The organism is bacterium (genome assembly GCA_028821235.1).
GTDB lineage: Bacteria > Actinomycetota > Acidimicrobiia > Spongiisociales > Spongiisociaceae > Spongiisocius.
In genome coordinates this window covers 1-16642 of the sequence record JAPPGV010000047.1, presented here as the reverse complement: position 1 = coordinate 16642, position 16642 = coordinate 1, and the positions used below count along the sequence as shown (strand labels likewise).

Genomic DNA, 16642 nt, shown 5'->3' with positions numbered 1-16642 from the left:
TGGCGCACAACGGCAACCTCGTCAACGCGCCCCGGCTGCGCCGGGAGCTGCTGGAAAGCGGCATCGGCCTGCAGACCTCCTCCGACACCGAGTTGATGTTGCACCTCCTCGCGACGTCCCAAGGCAGCCGGCTGGACCGGATCCGCTCGCTCATGCAGAGGGCCGAGGGCGCCTATTCGCTGGCGATCCTCACCCGTGACGCCGTCTACGGAGTGCGGGATCCCTGGGGGTTCCGTCCGCTGGTGATCGGGGAGATAGAGGGCGGCTACATCCTGGCTTCGGAGACTTGCGCCTTCTCCACTACGAGGGCCGACTTCGTGGCGGAGCTGCAGCCGGGTGAGATCGCCCGCATCGACGCCCGCGGACTCCACATCAGCCCGGGCGGGCCGCCGCCACCACCCCGCGCCTTCTGCACCTTCGAGCACATCTACTTCTCCCGGCCCGACACCGTGCATGACGGGAAGCTGGTGCACAGCGTCCGCCAGCGTCTCGGCCGCCAGCTGGCCCGCGAAGCCCCGGTGGACGCCGACCTGGTCCTGTCGGTGCCCGACTCGGGGACACCCCACGCGGTCGGGTTCGCCCAGGAGGCCAACCTGCCCTACACCGAGGGGCTGATCAAGAACCGTTACGTGGGCAGGACCTTCATCGAGCCGACCCAGGATCTGCGCGACGCCGGGGTGGCCATGAAGTTCAATCCGCTCCGGGACAACCTCGCCGGCCGGCGAATCGTGATGGTCGACGATTCGATCGTGCGGGGAACCACCGGCGGGCAGCTGGTTCGCATGCTGCGCGACGCCGGAGCCGCGGAGGTACACGTCCGGGTGGCGTGCCCGCCGATCACCCATCCCTGCTACATGGGGATAGACATGGCCACACCTGAGGAGTTGGTCGCCTCCCGCATGTCGGTGGCCGAGATGCGCGAGGAGATCGGCGCCGACTCGCTCGCCTTCCTGTCGCTCGAAGGCCTCATGCAGGCGCTGGACGCCGAGGACGGCTTCTGCAACGCTTGCTTCACCGGGAAGTACCCCTTCCAGCCGGAGCGCTACGTCCAGTTGCGGTTCGGCGTCAAGGATCGGTTCGCCTCCGTGTGGGGGGAGTGAACTCGTGACCGCGGTGCTCGTGGTGGGTAGCGGCGGCCGCGAGCACGCCATCTGCCGCTCCCTGGCCCGATCCGCCCGGGTTGATCGGATCCTGGTGGCGCCCGGCAATGCCGGCACCGGCCAGGAGGAACGTTGCGAGAACGTGGCGGTGGGCGCCGAAGACGTGGCCGGCCTGGTCGCCCTTGCCGAGCGCGAGTCGGTCGATCTGGTGGCGGTCGGCCCCGAGGCGCCACTGGCCGCAGGTCTGGCCGACGCGCTGGCGGCGGTCGGCATTCCCGCCTTCGGACCGGGCGCGGCCGGCGCCCGCCTCGAGGCCTCCAAGGCCTACTGCAAGACGTTCCTCGACGCGCTGGGCATACCGACCGGCTCCTCAGCCACCTTCCACGAGGCCGCTCCCGCCCTGGCATATCTCGACCGGCTCCCCTCGGTTCCCGTCATCAAGGCGAGCGGGTTGGCCGCAGGCAAGGGCGTGGTGGTGGCCGAGACCCGTGGCGAGGCGGCAGCGGCCATCCGCGCCATGCTGGTGGACGGACGGTTCGGCGACGCCGGCCGAGAGGTCGTGGTCGAGGAACGTCTGCGGGGCGTAGAGGTGTCGGTGCTCGCGTTCTGCGACGGCGCCGACTTCGCCCTGATGCCGGCGGCCCAGGATCACAAGAGGCTGCTCGACGGGGATGCCGGGCCGAATACCGGCGGGATGGGCGCCTTCGTCCCGGCGCCGGTCGCCACCGGCGAGCTGCTCGCCGGAGTCGGCGACCGGTTCATCCGCCCCACCCTCGAAGCCCTCGGCGAGGCCGGCACCCCCTACCGGGGCGTCATCTACTTTGGGCTGATGCTCACCGCCGCCGGCCCCAAGGTGCTCGAGATCAACTGCCGCCTGGGCGATCCCGAGACCCAGGCCGTCCTGCCGCTCCTGGAGGGGGACCTCTACGAGATCATGGCGGCTTGCGCCACCGGTTCGCTGGGAGGCCTGTCCGTCGGGTGGTCGCGGTCGGCGTGCACCACCGTGGTGATGGCTTCCGCCGGGTACCCGACGGCCGCGGCCCGGCCCGCGCCGATCAGCGGCCTCGACCGGGCGGCGGCCGAGGGATGCGTGGTGTTCCACGCCGCGACCGACCGCGCCGGCGGCGTGACCCGCGCCACCGGCGGCCGGGTGCTGGCCGTCACCGCCCTGGGAAGCACCCTGGAGAAGGCGACCGACCGCGCCTACGCAGGGGTGGAGGCCATCTCCTTCGAGGGCGCCCACTACCGGCGGGACATCGGCCGCCCCTCACCGGCGGCCGCGGCCGGGAGATGATCACCTATCGCGACTCCGGGGTCGATATAGACGCAGGCAACCGGACGGTCGACCTGCTGGCCGCGTCGGTCGCCTCCACCGCCACCGACGAAGTGCTGGCCGGCGGCGGCGGGTTCGGCGGTATCTACGCGGCCGACCGGCTCGGACCCGGCAAGGTGCTGGTGGCCTCCACCGACGGGGTCGGGACGAAGGCCGAGCTGGCAGGACGTTACGGGCGCTGGCATGACGTGGGGATCGACGTGGTGAACCACTGCGTCAACGACATCCTGGTGGTCGGCGCCGAGCCGTTGTTCTTCCTCGACTACATAGCCACGTCGCGGCTGGTCCCCGAAGTGGCGGCGGACATCGTGGCGGGCATCGCCGAGGCCTGCCGCGAGGCGGGCTGTGCCCTGCTGGGCGGCGAGACCGCGGAGATGCCGGGTGTTTACCGGCCGGGCGCGGTGGACATCGCCGGAACGATCGTCGGGATGGCGGACCGCGACAACCTCTGGCCCCGTCTCGACGATATCGGGGAGGGGGACCTGGTGGTCGGCCTGCCGAGCAGCGGACCCCACACCAACGGCTACTCGCTGATCCGCCGCCTGCTCGACGGCCGGAACCCGGCGCCGGACCTGCTCGACAGGCTGCTCGCGCCCCACCGCAGCTACCTACCGATGGTGCGCTCCCTGCAAGCCGGGGGAGTGGCGCCGAAGGCGCTGGCGCACATAACGGGTGGCGGGTTGATCGACAACCTCCCCCGCGTCCTGCCCGCCGGCCTGGGGGCGACCGTAGACCTGGGATCGTGGGAGGTGCGGGAGCCCTTCGCCAGCCTCGTGGCCTGGAGCGGGATCGACGACGGCGAGGCGCTCCGGACCTGGAACATGGGTATCGGCATGGCCGTGGTGATCGACCGCGGCCTGGGTTCGCGCGCCGCCGAGCTGGGCTGCCTGGAGATCGGATCTGTCGGACCCGTCTCGGGCGGCGATGAGCGGGTGGTGTTCACCGGGTCGTGGCGGTGACCGCCCGGCTGGTGGTCCTGGCATCCGGATCGGGCACCAACCTCCAGGCACTGATCGATGCCGTGGAGGCGGGTCGGATTCGAGCCGAGCTGGCCAGGGTGATCGTCAACCGCAATGGAGCGCCGGCCCGCCGGCGGGCCCGCCGGGCCGGGATCCCGGAGGAATGCCGCCTGCTCGGGCCGTATCTCGAGAAGGCCCGCGATCGCGCGACTGCCCGCCGTCGCTACGACGCCGACCTGGCCGGAGCGGTGGCAGCCGAGCAGCCCGACCTGGTCGTGCTGGCCGGTTGGATGCACCTCCTGTCCTCGGCGTTCCTCGACCGGTTCCCGGAGCAAGTGGTCAACCTCCATCCGGCGCTACCCGGGGCGTTTCCCGGCGCCAACGCCATCGAGGACACCTGGACGGCATACCGGACCGGAGAGGCCGCCTCGGCGGGGGTGATGGTCCACTACGTGGTGGACGAGGGGGTGGACGACGGCCCGGTCATAGCCAGCGAGGAGGTACCGATCCTTCCCGACGACTCGATCCACACCCTCGAAGAACGGATCCATCGGGTGGAGCACCGGCTGCTGGTCGACACGGTGGCGACCCTGCTGGAAGGGCGCCGACCGCGCTGCACCTACTGAATCGGGGTCAGCATCCGGGCGTCGACCCTGGTGATGTAGTCCATGGGGTTGAACGACATCTCGTCGCGACGAGGATCGGCGTAGTAGCGCTTGTCGACTTCCTCGAAGGGCTCGTCGCCGTCGTGGTGGACGATCCACACGTACTGGTAGGACTCTTCTACGATCCATGGGCCGCTGCGCCGGAAGCCGTGGTCCAGGCGGATGGGTAGTAGCTCTTCGTCTACCTTGGCCGCGAACTCTTCCATCATTCCCGGCTTGATGTCATAGATGCGGAGCTGGGCGTTCACGCACCCATCGTACAGCACTGCTTTCGGTCCGTTCCGGGTGGTCGTGGTCGCGCGCCGGCGGAGCAGCCCTCAGGCGAGGATGCCGTAGCCTTCCTGCCTGGGCACCCGGTCCATGAGGCTTCTCATAGCCTCCTGGACGGTCTCACCCTGGTAGAGGATCCTCCCCACCGCCTCAGCGATCGGCATCTCCACGCCGTGCCGGGCTGCCAGTTGGAGGACCGCCTCGGTGGTCCGCACCGCCTCGGCGACCGTCTTCATCCCCGTGGTGATCTCGCCGATCTTGTGTCCCTGACCCAGCTGGTATCCCACCTGGTGGTTGCGGCTGCTCGGACTCCCGCAGGTCGCCATGAGATCACCCACGCCGGCGAGACCCCCGAAGGTGAGTGCCTCACCACCGAGAACTACGCCGAGGCGGGCCATCTCCGCCAGGCCGCGCGTCGCCAGGCCGGCCATGGTGTTCATGCCGAATCCCATACCGAGCGACACCCCGGCCGCCAGGGCGATGACGTTCTTGGTGGCGCCGGCCACCTCCACCCCGATCAGGTCCGGGTTGGTGTACACCCGGAACCGGGGCGTTCCCAGGATGGACTGGATCTCCCGGCCCACCGTCCGGTCGGGCATGGACAGGACCGTGGCGGCGGGCTGGCCCTGCATGATCTCTTCCGACAGGTTCGGGCCGGACAGGGCGCCCACCCGGTTCGGATCGTGACCGTCGAGCACGTCCAGGGTGACCTCGGACATTCGCAGGCCGGTGGACACCTCGATGCCCTTGGCAAGGCTGATCACCGGTATGGAGGTCGGGATGATGCCGCGCGCCTTCTCGAGGACGTCCCGGTAGCCGTGTGATGGCACCGCGACCAGCACGGCCGCCGCTCCGTTCACGGCCCGGGTGAGGCCGGTGGTGGCTGTGACCTGGTAGGGCAGGCGGACCCCGGGAAGGTACTCGGCGTTCTGCCGGTCGGTGTTGATGTCCATGGCCAACTCGGCCCGCCTGGTCCACAACCCCACTGAGGCGTTGGCGGACGCGAGCTTCGCTATGGCCGTTCCCCAAGATCCGGCCCCGATCACCGCTAAGCGCATGACTGACCATCGTAGATGGTTCTCCACCCGGTTGACGGCGCCAGCACCTCCGAACCCGAGCATTTTGTGGGTACCCTCAGCGCTTCATGACGAGCGCCGGCCTTCTCGGCTTTCCAAACGTCGGCAAGACCACGCTGTTCAACGCGCTGACCGGTCTTGAGGCGTTCACCGCGCCCCACCCCTACACCACCACCCAGCCAAGGATCGGCACGGTGCGGCTGCCGGACCGAGCCCTCGACCGGCTGGCGGCCCTGGAGGGGTCCCGCAAGGTCACCCATGCCGGTCTGGACCTGGTCGACCTACCGGCGGTCCGCCCCGGTGCGATCCGGGGGCTCGGCGCCGGGCGGGAGCCGGACCTGCTCCTGGCGGTGCTGCGGGCTCACGACTCGTCGGCGGTGCCGACCGACGAGCACGGAACCGATCCGGCCGGCCAGGCCGAAGACTTGCTGTTGGAAGTGGCCCTGTCGGACTTCGAGATGTTCGAACGCCGCAACGAGCGCCTCACGAAGGAAGCCGCCGCCGACCCGCGCCTGCGCCCGGTGGCCGAGGCGGTTACCAGGGCGGCCGAGCGGTTGGGGGAGGGGGTCCCGCTCCGGCGGTCGGACTGGTCCGACATCGAGGTCCGGGCCTTCCGCGACATGGCGCCGCTCAGCCTGCTGCCGTGCGTGTGGCTGGTCAATGTCGTCGAGGACGATGTCGGGAACGACAGGCTCGTCGAACAGGTTCGAGCGGTCGTGCCCTCCACGAATCCGGTGCTGGCGGTCTCGGCACTCATCGAGGAGGAGGTGGCCGGCCTCGACGCATCGCAGCGAGCCGAGGTCTACGAGGGGCTCGGCCTGGGGGAGGGCGCTCCGACCAGGGTCCTGCGGGCGGTCCAGGACGCCATGCGTTCGGTTACCTTCTACACGGTCAACCGCAGGGAGTCCCGGGCGTGGACGGTTCCCGAAGGGACCCCGGCGCGGGAGGCGGCGGGAAAGATCCATTCGGACATGGAGAGAGGTTTCATCCGGGCCGAGGTGGCCACGATCCCGGAGGTGATCGGATGCGGCGGCTGGGCGAAGGCCAGGGCAGGCAGCGCCGTGCGGGTCGAAGGCGGGGACTACCAGGTCCGGGACGGGGACGTGATGATGGTCCGGTTCTCCGTATGAGACCGGTCACGCGGCTTCGAACCGGGCCGGTAAGGCACCTGTGAACCGTCCTGCCCGTCCCTCCGTGGCGAGCACGTTGCTGCTGGCTCTCAGGGGCTACGCGATCGGCATGGCCGACCTGGTCCCGGGGGTGTCGGGGGGGACCGTGGCGCTGGTCTCCGGCATCTACCCGCGCCTGGTGTCCGCCGTCTACGCCGGCGCCAGCTCGGCCGGGAGAGTTCTCAAGGGCGACTTCAGGGGCGCCCGCCGCGCCGCGGGACGGGTCGACTGGTGGTTCCTGACCCCGGTCGTGCTGGGCGCGGCTCTCGCCGTGATCTCGCTGGCGCGGGTGGTGGAGGGGTTGCTACGCGACCATCCTGTCCGGACGGCCGCCGTCTTCTTCGGCCTCATCGCCGGATCCGTATGGGTGGCGTGGCGGATCATCCGCGAGCCCGGTGTCCGTCACGGCCTCGTGGCGGGACTCGTAGGCATCGGGTCGTTCGTCCTGTTCGGGTTGCGATCGTCGGTGGTCACCGATCCGGGCTGGTATGTCTTCGTGGGCGCCGGCGCCCTGGCCATCTGCGCGTTCATCCTGCCCGGTGTCAGCGGAGCGTTCATGCTGCTGGCGATAGGCATGTACCAGCACGTGCTGGCGATCGTCAACGACGCCCGCCTCGGTCACCTGGCGGCCTTCGCCATCGGAGCGGCCGTCGGCTTGGGCCTCTTCTCGCGGTTCCTCCACCGGCTGCTGGACCGTCACCACGATCTGGTGGTGGCCGCCATGATCGGCCTGATGCTCGGCTCGTTCCGTATCCTCTGGCCCTGGCCCGCCGGGCTCGGCGACGAGACCGGTGCCGGCGCCACCGTCCTGGGAGCGCCCGGCCCGGATCTGGCCGTGCCGGGAGTTTTGGCCGCCGCCGCTGCCCTCGTGGTGGTGGGTTTCAGCGCCTGGGTCCACCGGCGAGCCGGCTGACCGCCAGGCGGCAGTCGAAGTAACGGAGTCCGATCGGGACCTGAAACATAGCGAGTCGGTAATCCTCACGACCGCAGAGGCCGAGGCCGGGGCTTTCCATGTCAAGGCGTTACAGCGGTGAAGCCCCACATCCCCGGCCCTGCCAGGCCACACACCCGAGGCCCGCCGGGTTAGAGTCGGGGCAGGAGATACAAAGGGAGGACCATGCGACGCTTCGTCATCGAACGGGACATTCCTGACATCGGTTCGGCCGAGCGCGAGCAGTTGCGCGCCGCAGCCGAGCAGTCCAACTCGGTTCTACGAGCGATGCAGTCCGAGGGCAAGCCCATCCAGTGGGAGCACAGCTACGTGGCCGGCGAGAAGACCTTCTGCATCTACGTCTGCGACAGCCCGGATCTGATCGACGAGCACGCCGAACGCAGCGGGTTTCCGGCTACGGTCGTCACCGAGATCGGCAAGATCATCGACCCGACCACAGAGAAGAGCTAGTGGTCTGTCTGCGAAACAACCGGGTGCTCTGACGGCCATCGGTGTCCCGTCGCGGCGTTCCGCTTCCTCTACGTACCGCTGCGGGTACGCCTTCGTCAGCGGGCCTTGCGAGGAACACCGCTGCCTCGCCATACCACACCACCATTACACAGACAGACCACTAGTCGTCAGTCGTAGCACCGACTAGGACGCGACGCGCGGATCGCCCGGCTCAGGGAGACGAGATCTGGTCGTATGTCTCCGGTCGGCGGTCCCGGTAGAAGGCCCAGTGATGGCGCACCTCCTCGATCAGGTCGAGGTCCAGGTCGCGGACGACAACGTCGTCGGCGGTGTCGGAGCCCGTGCCGCCGATGATCTCCCCGCGGGGTGATGCGAAGTAGGAGCTCCCGTAATAGTCGGTGTCCTCCAGGTCCTCGCTTCCGACCCGGTTGATGGCGCCGACGAAGTACTCGTTGGCCACGGCTGCCGCCGGCTGTTCCAGCTCCCACAGGTACTTGGAGTGTCCGCGGGTGGTGGCTGAGGGGTTGAAGACGATCTTGGCGCCGGCCAGCCCCAGTTCTCGCCATCCTTCCGGGAAGTGGCGGTCGTAGCAGATGTACACCCCGACCTGGCCCACCGCGGTGTCGAACACCGGGAACCCGAGGTTGCCGGGACGGAAGTAGAACTTCTCCCAGAACCCCGCCACCTGCGGGATGTGGGTCTTGCGGTACTTGCCCAGGAAGGTGCCGTCAGAGTCGATGACCGCGGCGGTGTTGTAGTAGTGGCCGGTGTCCTCGACCTCGAAGATGGGCACGACCAGCACCATCCCGGTCTCCCTGGCGAGATCGATCATCTTGGTGACGGTGGGCCCGTCCGGGATCGGTTCCGCGGTGTCGAAGTGCTCGTTGCGCTGCTCGGTGCAGAAGTAGGGACCGCTGAAGATCTCCTGGAAGCAGAGGATCTGCGCGCCCTGGGCGGCGGCCTGGCGGGCGTACTCGATGTTCTTGGCGACCATCGATTCCTTGTCGCCTGTCCACTCGCTCTGAACGAGAGCAGCCCTCACTACGTTCGGCATCGCCTGGCCTCCCTTGCCACCTGAGGCATCCCCACGAAGGGGGAGTCTCATCCAAGTTTACAAACTGTAAAATGAGTGAGCCAAACAGAGGAGCACGGATGCCAAGACGGATCACGGTCGGAGCGGGCCAGATGGGGGCGATAGCCCGCGACGAGTCGAAGGACGAGGTTGTCGATCGGCTCATGGCGCTCCTCCATGAAGCAGGGGAACAGGGGGTGGACCTGCTGGTCTATCCGGAGCTGGCCATGACCACCTTCTTTCCCAGGTGGTTCGTGGAGGACCCCGCCGAGTTCGACCACTACTACCACCGGGAAATGCCCGACCGTCACACCAAGCCGCTGTTCGACGAGGCCCGGCGCCTCGGCATCGGTTTCGCCCTCGGCTACGCCGAACTCCACACCGACGAAGAGGGTGTCGAGCATCGTTACAACACCTACATCCTCGTGGAGCGGGACGGCTCGGTGGTGTCCAAGTTCCGCAAGATCCATATCCCTGGCCATGCCGACTACGAGCCGTCGCGCCCGTTCCAGCACGCCGAGCGCCACTACTTCGAGCCCGGCCCGCACGGTTTCGGCGCATGGCAGGCCTTCGAAGGCGTCGTGGGGATGGCCATCTGCAACGATCGCCGCTGGCCGGAGACCTACCGGGTACTGGGTTTGCAGGGGGCGGAGCTGATCCTCATCGGGTACAACACGCCCCTGTACTACTCTCCCGATCCCACCCAGAACGCCCTGTCAGGGTTCCACAACCACCTGGTCATGCAGGCCGGCGCCTACCAGAACGGCGCGTACGTAGTCGGGGTGGCCAAGGGGGGTTTCGAGGAGGGGGTGGAGAGCCTGTCCCAGAGCGTGATCATCGCCCCGTCGGGCCAGATCATCGCCCAGGCCATCACCCTGGAGGACGAGTTGATCACGGCCACCATCGATCTCGATTTCTGCGAGACATACAAGGGCACCCTGTTCAACTTCGACTACTACCGGATGCCCGAGCACTACGGCCTGGTGACCGAGCGGCGAGGCGCGGTCGCGCCCCCGGCCAACGACTGATGGATCACCTCGTCGGGGGCTCGGTCGACGAAGCCTGCAGCCAGTGGGGCTCCGAACTGGCGAGCCGTTCGTCCGATCCGGCCCGGCGCCGGAGAACGCGAAAACCGCTCCGGCCGCGCCGCCAGCCCTTACGGGCTGCCCACCCCCGCCACCACCGATCCAGGTCCGGCCGCGCCGGCGGGTGGGCGGAATCGAACTCTCTTCGAGAGTGGAAAATCGCCCTTCCTCGCAACGGAGACCCGTGTTGCTAATCCGTGTGGAGGCTTCACCCGTCCGGCGCAGTCCGGATGATCACCAGGTCCGGACCCGGTGATGTTTGTAGAGACATATTGGAATATGCCGATAATCGGCAGCAATTTCAACCCCTTATATTTCGCGTTCTCGACCCGGCGGCCTCCTCATGACCCCGCCGGTACCGGAGGCGTCTGAAGTGTTCCTGACCGGTCTGCGTTGCACCGTCTGCTCCGACACGTACCGGCCGGCGCCGGGTAGGTACGTATGCGACAGTTGCGGGGAGGTGGGCACTCTCGACGCCCGTTACGACTACGCAGCCATCGGCCGGGTGCTGAGCCCCGACAGCCTGGCGGCCGACCCGGAGCGATCCATCTGGCGCTACCGGCCGCTGCTTCCTGTCGGGTCCGGCGTGGCGGTCTCGGCCCTGGGAGTGGGGGGAACGCCGCTCATCGAGGCGGAGAGGCTGGCCGAACGCTGGGGAGTGCACCGGCTGTGGATCAAGGACGAGGGCCGCCAACCCACCGGCTCGCTCAAGGACCGGGCCTCGGCGGTGGCGCTGGCCAGGGCGGCCCAAGAGGGGGCCGAGACGGTGACCACCGCCTCCACGGGTAACGCCGCCGCCGCACTCGCGGGTCTGGCGGCCGGGACCGGCCAGACCGCGGTCATCTTCGTCCCGGAGACGGCGCCCGAGGCGAAGGTGGCCCAGTTGCTGGCCTACGGGGCCTTCGTGATGCTGGTCGAAGGCACCTACGACGACGCGGTCCGGCTGTGCCAGGAGACGGTCGACCGCTTCGGCTGGTACAACCGCAACACCGGTATCAATCCCTACGTGGGGGAGGGCAAGAAGACGGTCGCCCTGGAGATCGCCGAGCAGTTGGGCTGGGAGGCGCCCGATGCGGTGTTCGTGAGCGTGGGGGACGGGTCGATCATCGGAGGGGTGCACAAGGGCCTCAAGGATGCTCTGGAACTGGGGTGGATCGACCGCATGCCCCGCATCTACGGGGTGCAGGCCGCCGGCAGCTCCTACATGGTGGACGCCTGGCGGAACGGAGAGGACCTGATCACGAAACCGCCGGTCAGCGCCCGCACCGCCGCCGACTCGATCAGCGCCGACCTGCCCCGGGATCGGGTAAAGGCGATGGCAGCGGTGGTTGACACCGGCGGCGGCTGGGTGTCGGTCGATGACGATGCCATCCTGGAGATGATCCCGACGGTGTCGGCCGATTCCGGCATCTTCCCGGAGCCGGCCGCGGCCGCCGCCTTCGCCGGGCTGGCCGAGGTGGTGGCGGGAACGCAGGAGGGCGTCCCGCCGGTGGGAACCTCCGACCGGGTGGTGGTCATCTCCACCGGATCGGGGTTGAAGGACATCCGCGGGGTCATGCGCGGGATCGACCGGACCGGCGCCGTGCCGCTCCCGGTGCGGCGGGGTCCGGACGGGCTCGACCCGGACGAGATTGCCGCCAGAATGGAACAGTGGCTCGAGAACCTAAGGAAGCAGGCATGATCGATCTGACAGTTGATGAGGCCACCCTCGAGGTGGTGGCCGTCCACACCCGGGACCGCGGGGTGCGCGTACCCACCCTCGCGCAGATGCGGGATCCGGGTCTGATCCCCTCCGACGTCCGTGAGGGGCTCGAGGACATCGGGCTGTGGGATCTCCACCCGCTCAACCTCTTCCGGATCACCTGGCACAACCAGCCCGTCTCCCGCGGGGGAGGCTTCGGCGGGGTCAACTACGTGGAGTGGCCCTCCGAGCTGACCGGAGTGGACGCCCGGATCATCTCCCTGATCGGCAAGTGGTTCCCCACCGGTGCGCACAAGGTGGGTGCCGCTTTCGGCTGCCTGGTTCCCCGCCTGGTCACCGGACAGTTCGACCCCGGATCCCAGAAGGCGGTCTGGCCGTCCACCGGGAACTACTGCCGGGGAGGCGCCTACGACTCCAACCTCCTGGGCTGCGAGTCGATCGCCATCCTCCCGGAGGGCATGAGCCGGGAGCGCTTCGAGTGGCTGCAGACGGTCGCGGGGGAGATCATCAAGACCCCCGGTTCCGAGTCGAACGTCAAGGAGATCTTCGACAAGTGCAACGAGTTGGCCGCGTCGGGCGAGGACCTGGTGATCTTCAACCAGTTCGACGAGTTCGGCAACTACCTGTGGCACGTGTCGGTGACCGGCCCCGCCGTGGAGGAGGTGCTGGCCGAGGTGATGGGGGAGGGGGACCGGTACCGCGGCTTCGCGGTGACCACCGGCTCGGCGGGGACCATCGCCGCCGGCGACTACCTCAAGCAACGCTTCCCCGGCTCGGTCATCGCCGGTGGGGAGGCCATCCAGTGCCCGACCATGCTGCTCAACGGCTTCGGGGAGCACCGGATCGAGGGCATCGGTGACAAGCACATCCCCTGGGTCCACAACGTCAAGAACACCGACTTCGCCATCGGACTGGACGACGAGGCCGCCATGTCGCTGACCCGCCTGTTCAACGAGGCGGCAGGCCAGGAGTACCTGGTGTCCCGAGGAGTCGATCCCGACGTCATCGAAGGCCTCCCCCTGCTCGGCATCTCCGGCGCCGCCAACCTGCTGTCCGCCATCAAGCTGGCCAAGTACTACGAGATGACCGGCCGGGACATCGTGGTGACGATCGCAACCGACTCGATGGACATGTACCGGAGCCGGCTCCACGAGTTGAGCGAGGACCGGGGCACGTTCACCACGCACGACGCGGTGGCCGCCTACCACCGGCACCTGTTGGGGACGTCCACGGAGCACGTCCACGAGCTCGGCTACTACGACCGCAAGCGCATCCACAACCTCAAGTACTACACCTGGGTGGAGCAGCAGGGCAAGACCTACGAGGAGATCCAGGCCCAGTGGTACGACGACCACTACTGGACCGGCATCCAGGCCCTCGCCGACCCCATCGACCGACTGATTGCGGAGTTCAACTCGCTGACCGGCCTGGGCTGATGTCGGGCGGCAGGTTCGAGCTGATCGGTTGGTGCCTGTTCACCGTATCCAGTGTGATGTTCCTCATCGCCGCTCTCCGGGCTGGTGACGCCCTGCTGCTGTGGGGCTCGATCACCTGGCTGGTCGGCGTGGGCTTCTTCCTCGCCGGCGTCAGGGGTCGCCGATAACGGTGCGGTGTCGCCGACGCTGGCAGCCGACATGGTTGACTTGCCCAATACCCACCACTAGCTTGCCGATATCAGGATCTGCACAATGAGATAGTGGCATCTCATTGTTCATATCAGAGACCATTGGAGGACAGGATGCGGAGTTTCACCATGTCCACCACACAACGCAATCAGGTGACGATACCCGGTGAGGTACGACACCATCTCGGCATCGAGCCGCGGGACAAGGTCTCGTTCACTATCGAAGACAACGGTGCCGTCCGGCTGCGCAAGGCGCCGTTCACGCTGGAGACGGCATACGGGTCGGTGAAGGCCCTGGATGACCATGGGGGCCTCGAGGACATCATCCGGATGGCCAAGGAAGAGAAGGCGGCCGATCTGGTCAACGAGATGAACGGGTTGTGAGGTACCTGGACACCAACATCATCATCCGGTATCTGACTAGGGACGACGAGACGAGGGCGGCCGCCTGCTACCGGCTGTTCGAACCGGTGAGCAAGGGACGTGAGGAACTGACCACCTCGGTGGCCACCATCGCCGAGGCCACCTACGTGCTGTCGTCCCAGCGTGGCCCGTACCGGCTGCAGCCGGACGAGATCGCGGCGAGGCTCCATCCCATCGTGTCGCTACGAGGCCTGGTGATGTCTGACAAGCGGGTGTGCATCCGAGCCCTGGACCTGTATGCCCAGTACCCGTTCCTCGACTTCGCAGACGCACTAGGGGTGGCCCAAATGGAGGCCAAAGGGATCACCGAGATTCTCAGCTACGACACGGACCTCGACCGGCTTCCGGGAATAGCACGAGTCGAGCCTTGAGGGCACTCCGACATCCATGGACCGTATCCGCGTGAGCAACCAGCCTCTCCGTCGGGCAAGGGAGTCGGCAGCTCGGGCTTCTTGTAGCACATATGTGCTACATTCGCGGCCATGAGCACTACAACCGTCCGCCTCAACGCAGACGACAGGGAGATACTCGACGGGTTGGCGCCGCTGTTCGGAGGCAGATCTAACGCTATCCGCCAAGCGCTACGGTCGCTGGCGGCTGACCGGAAGCGACACCTTGCCCTCGAGTCTTTCCTCGACGCCTGGAACACCGAGGCCGGTCCGGTGGACGAGGAAGCGGTAGCGGCAATGGCGCGGCGCTACGGGCTGTGATCCTCGACGCCGGGGTGTTGATCTCGGTCGACCGCGGCGATGAATCCGCCCGCGCCTTTCTCACCGCTGCCGCGCGCTCGGGTACACGGCTGCATACGACCCATCCTGTGGTAGCCCAGGTGTGGCGGGACGGTTCTCGGCAAGCCCGCCTGGCCGCCTTTCTCAAGACGGTCACGGTACATTCACTCGATGACGGTCCGTCGGTCGGCCGGCTCCTGGCTGTCTCTCAATCGTCGGATGTCGTAGACGGCCATCTCGTCCACCTGGCCCTCCGCCTGGGCGACGACGTTCTGACCGGCGATCCGGATGATCTCACCGAGCTTGCGACCGCGCTAGGTCCCGCCGGTCCGAGGGTTTATCGCTGGCCTTAGACCGCGGGCTCCTATCACGGAGTCGGGCGCAGATTCCCGGACCTGGGTCCGGATGTGTGGCGCCGGTGGCTTCCGCGATGTCCGGCCTTGAGGACGCATCGGGCCTTGGCGCGGGGCATCCACTCGGAGCAAGCCGGTGTGACTGCCAACTGTGACAGGGGGATGGTGAGGGTGGGGGTGTGGCCGGTGACGGCGAACGCCTGCGCTCGCTCCCGGGCCTCGCGGTCTCGGATCATGACCTCCAGGTCGCGCTCTTCGATGGCGCGGTATCTGATGGCGGCGCCCGCAAACGAGACGCGCCCTCGTCCGGTCTCAAGGATCGCTCCCTGGTCGAGCAGGCGCTTCTTGTAGGCGGATGTGTTGGGCGCTGCCGTTCCGAGGCGGAGTCCGATATCTCTCAGTCGGGAGGGGCCGTCGTCCTCGAGCATCGCGAACAGGAAGAGCTTGTCGGTGGGGGACAGGCGGCTCCAGATCGGGCCGGTCACATGGTGCGCTACGTCTTCGTCCATCAGCGTGACGGCCCGGGCCACGTGGTCATCGGTTATATCAGCGGGCGGGGGGCCGGCGAGTTCCCACATGTGATAGCCGATCGACTGGATGGCGTAACCCATACCACGGGTAGCGGCGCCGGCCCTACGGAGCAGTTGGAGGTCTATGGTGCCGCCGTGGGCCGCTATCGGCCCTTCGATTGCCCCCATGGCGTCGTGGATGGTGATGTTGCCGACACGTTCCCGGCTGCACCGGTGGAAGAACGTGAATCCCTCGTTCGCCAGGAGCGTGTAGTCGATGTGGGGGAGGCCGATGCCGATGAACGCGAGCGGCTTGCGATCGACCTTGGTGATCTGCTGGAGCGCTCCGGCAATCCGGCTGGCCTCCGGCGCGGTCAGGTTGTGGAACTCGTCTATGACGAGCAGGACGCCGGCGCCGCCGCTCTCGACAGTGCACCGACGAGCGTGTCGAGTTGCTTCCGGTAGGTGGGCCGGCGGGCGGAGGTGTTCTCCCAGGTGGCGCCGCCACCGACCATCGGCAACGACGCCCCGGTCAGCCTCCGTCTTCGCGGAGGGTCGATGTCGTCAAGGCGCTCGTATACCTGCTCCGTTATGGCGGCGACGGCGCCCTCCTCGGGCTGCGGCGCGAGGGGCGCGTCGATTCTGATGACTCGCCAGCCCGCGGCGGAGGCTTCGTCGGCGATCGCCGAGGCCATGGTGGTCTTTCCGACCCCGCGCGGTCCGAGCATCAGCGTGGTGAACTCTTTCCTGGCGGGGCCGGCGGCGAGCACTCGGGCCATCCGTCCGATGGCCTCGTCGCGTCCCGCCAGTACGGGCGGTAGCCGGCCGAAGTCCGGGGTGAACGGATTCTGCAGGTCTGTCTCGGGTGCCATTCACTAGCCTTGTCGCTATTTTGCCGCAGCAATTTATAGGATTATAAGTCACGGATCGGACCCCAGTCGGGTCATCTCTTCAGATAGTCAATGATCTGACTAACCGTGGAGAACCGTCGAAACCTGACCGATCAGCAGGTCGTGGTTGGCAACGGTGGGGTTGCTAGATGGACTCCAGGAAGGCGAAGAAGATCTCCGCCCAGCGTTCGGCGGCGTCGATGTGGGGGCCGTGGCCGGAGCCTTCCAGCATCTCCATCTCGACCCGTCCTCCGTTGGCGGCGTAGCGTTCCAGCACGTCCC

Annotated in this window: 20 protein-coding genes; 15 read left to right on the top strand and 5 right to left on the bottom strand. The window is 67.7% G+C overall.

The features are described 5' to 3' along the window. From purF to purN, 4 genes are all read left to right on the top strand, one after another. A partial coding sequence (gene purF, locus OXK16_05315) for an amidophosphoribosyltransferase (GenBank protein MDE0375366.1) occupies positions 1-1100 on the top strand: 1100 nt, incomplete at its 5' end. A gap of 4 nt (positions 1101-1104) precedes the next feature. Continuing rightward, on the top strand, positions 1105-2394 hold the full coding sequence (gene purD, locus OXK16_05310) for a phosphoribosylamine--glycine ligase (GenBank protein MDE0375365.1): 1290 nt from the start codon (positions 1105-1107) through the stop codon (positions 2392-2394). Further along, entirely contained in the window at positions 2391-3392 is a 1002-nt protein-coding gene (gene purM / locus OXK16_05305) for a phosphoribosylformylglycinamidine cyclo-ligase (GenBank protein ID MDE0375364.1), read from the top strand. The genes purD and purM overlap by 4 nt, the downstream gene beginning before the upstream one ends. Next, positions 3383-4018, top strand: a complete 636-nt coding sequence (gene purN, locus OXK16_05300; protein MDE0375363.1) for a phosphoribosylglycinamide formyltransferase — start codon at positions 3383-3385, stop codon at positions 4016-4018. The genes purM and purN overlap by 10 nt, the downstream gene beginning before the upstream one ends. On the opposite strand, the gene OXK16_05295 is transcribed toward purN, so the two are convergent. Both OXK16_05295 and OXK16_05290 read right to left on the bottom strand, forming a co-directional pair. Beyond that, positions 4012-4305 carry an NIPSNAP family protein gene (locus tag OXK16_05295; protein ID MDE0375362.1) on the bottom strand — a complete coding sequence of 98 codons (294 nt, stop codon included), beginning with the start codon at positions 4303-4305 and terminating at the stop codon, positions 4012-4014. The genes purN and OXK16_05295 overlap by 7 nt on opposite strands. A 69-nt stretch (positions 4306-4374) precedes the next feature. Then, positions 4375-5385 (bottom strand): NAD(P)-dependent glycerol-3-phosphate dehydrogenase, encoded by a 1011-nt coding sequence (locus tag OXK16_05290; protein ID MDE0375361.1) that lies wholly within the window; start codon positions 5383-5385, stop codon positions 4375-4377. Positions 5386-5471: 86 nt separating this feature from the next. On the opposite strand from OXK16_05290, the gene OXK16_05285 reads away from it, so the two are divergent. The 3 genes from OXK16_05285 (at position 5472) to OXK16_05275 (ending at position 7974) form a co-directional block, all read left to right on the top strand. Further along, positions 5472-6533, top strand: a complete 1062-nt coding sequence (locus OXK16_05285; protein ID MDE0375360.1) for a DUF933 domain-containing protein — start codon at positions 5472-5474, stop codon at positions 6531-6533. A gap of 40 nt (positions 6534-6573) precedes the next feature. Next, positions 6574-7485, top strand: a complete 912-nt coding sequence (locus OXK16_05280) for a DUF368 domain-containing protein (protein MDE0375359.1) — start codon at positions 6574-6576, stop codon at positions 7483-7485. Between the two features lie 204 nt (positions 7486-7689). Next, positions 7690-7974: a DUF4242 domain-containing protein gene (locus OXK16_05275; GenBank protein MDE0375358.1), complete on the top strand. Its 285-nt coding sequence runs from the start codon at positions 7690-7692 to the stop codon at positions 7972-7974. A 211-nt stretch (positions 7975-8185) separates the two neighbouring features. Here the strand turns inward: OXK16_05275 and OXK16_05270 are convergent, their stop codons facing one another. After that, positions 8186-9028, bottom strand: a complete 843-nt coding sequence (locus tag OXK16_05270) for an acyltransferase (GenBank protein MDE0375357.1) — start codon at positions 9026-9028, stop codon at positions 8186-8188. A 98-nt stretch (positions 9029-9126) separates the two neighbouring features. Here OXK16_05270 and OXK16_05265 point away from each other — a divergent pair, with 98 nt between their 5' ends. From OXK16_05265 to OXK16_05230, 8 genes are all read left to right on the top strand, one after another. Then, positions 9127-10074, top strand: coding sequence for an N-carbamoyl-D-amino-acid hydrolase (locus OXK16_05265; GenBank protein MDE0375356.1), 948 nt, complete (start codon positions 9127-9129; stop codon positions 10072-10074). Positions 10075-10474: 400 nt separating this feature from the next. Then, positions 10475-11812, top strand: a complete 1338-nt coding sequence (gene thrC / locus OXK16_05260; protein MDE0375355.1) for a threonine synthase — start codon at positions 10475-10477, stop codon at positions 11810-11812. Then, complete coding sequence (locus OXK16_05255) at positions 11809-13269, top strand: pyridoxal-phosphate dependent enzyme (protein ID MDE0375354.1); 1461 nt, start codon at positions 11809-11811, stop codon at positions 13267-13269. The genes thrC and OXK16_05255 overlap by 4 nt, the downstream gene beginning before the upstream one ends. Next, entirely contained in the window at positions 13269-13436 is a 168-nt protein-coding gene (locus OXK16_05250; protein MDE0375353.1) for a hypothetical protein, read from the top strand. The genes OXK16_05255 and OXK16_05250 overlap by 1 nt, the downstream gene beginning before the upstream one ends. 150 nt (positions 13437-13586) lie before the next feature. Further along, positions 13587-13841 (top strand): type II toxin-antitoxin system PrlF family antitoxin, encoded by a 255-nt coding sequence (locus OXK16_05245; protein MDE0375352.1) that lies wholly within the window; start codon positions 13587-13589, stop codon positions 13839-13841. After that, positions 13838-14251 (top strand): PIN domain-containing protein, encoded by a 414-nt coding sequence (locus OXK16_05240; GenBank protein ID MDE0375351.1) that lies wholly within the window; start codon positions 13838-13840, stop codon positions 14249-14251. The genes OXK16_05245 and OXK16_05240 overlap by 4 nt, the downstream gene beginning before the upstream one ends. A gap of 111 nt (positions 14252-14362) precedes the next feature. After that, positions 14363-14590, top strand: a complete 228-nt coding sequence (locus OXK16_05235; protein MDE0375350.1) for a hypothetical protein — start codon at positions 14363-14365, stop codon at positions 14588-14590. After that, positions 14587-14961 (top strand): hypothetical protein, encoded by a 375-nt coding sequence (locus tag OXK16_05230; protein ID MDE0375349.1) that lies wholly within the window; start codon positions 14587-14589, stop codon positions 14959-14961. Before OXK16_05235 ends, OXK16_05230 begins: the two co-directional genes overlap by 4 nt. Positions 14962-14975: 14 nt before the next feature. Here the strand turns inward: OXK16_05230 and OXK16_05225 are convergent, their stop codons facing one another. Together OXK16_05225 and OXK16_05220 are read right to left on the bottom strand one after the other, a co-directional pair. Then, positions 14976-15659 (bottom strand): hypothetical protein, encoded by a 684-nt coding sequence (locus tag OXK16_05225; GenBank protein MDE0375348.1) that lies wholly within the window; start codon positions 15657-15659, stop codon positions 14976-14978. A 203-nt stretch (positions 15660-15862) separates the two neighbouring features. Further along, positions 15863-16342: an ATP-binding protein gene (locus OXK16_05220; protein ID MDE0375347.1), complete on the bottom strand. Its 480-nt coding sequence runs from the start codon at positions 16340-16342 to the stop codon at positions 15863-15865. Positions 16343-16642: the final 300 nt, after the last annotated feature.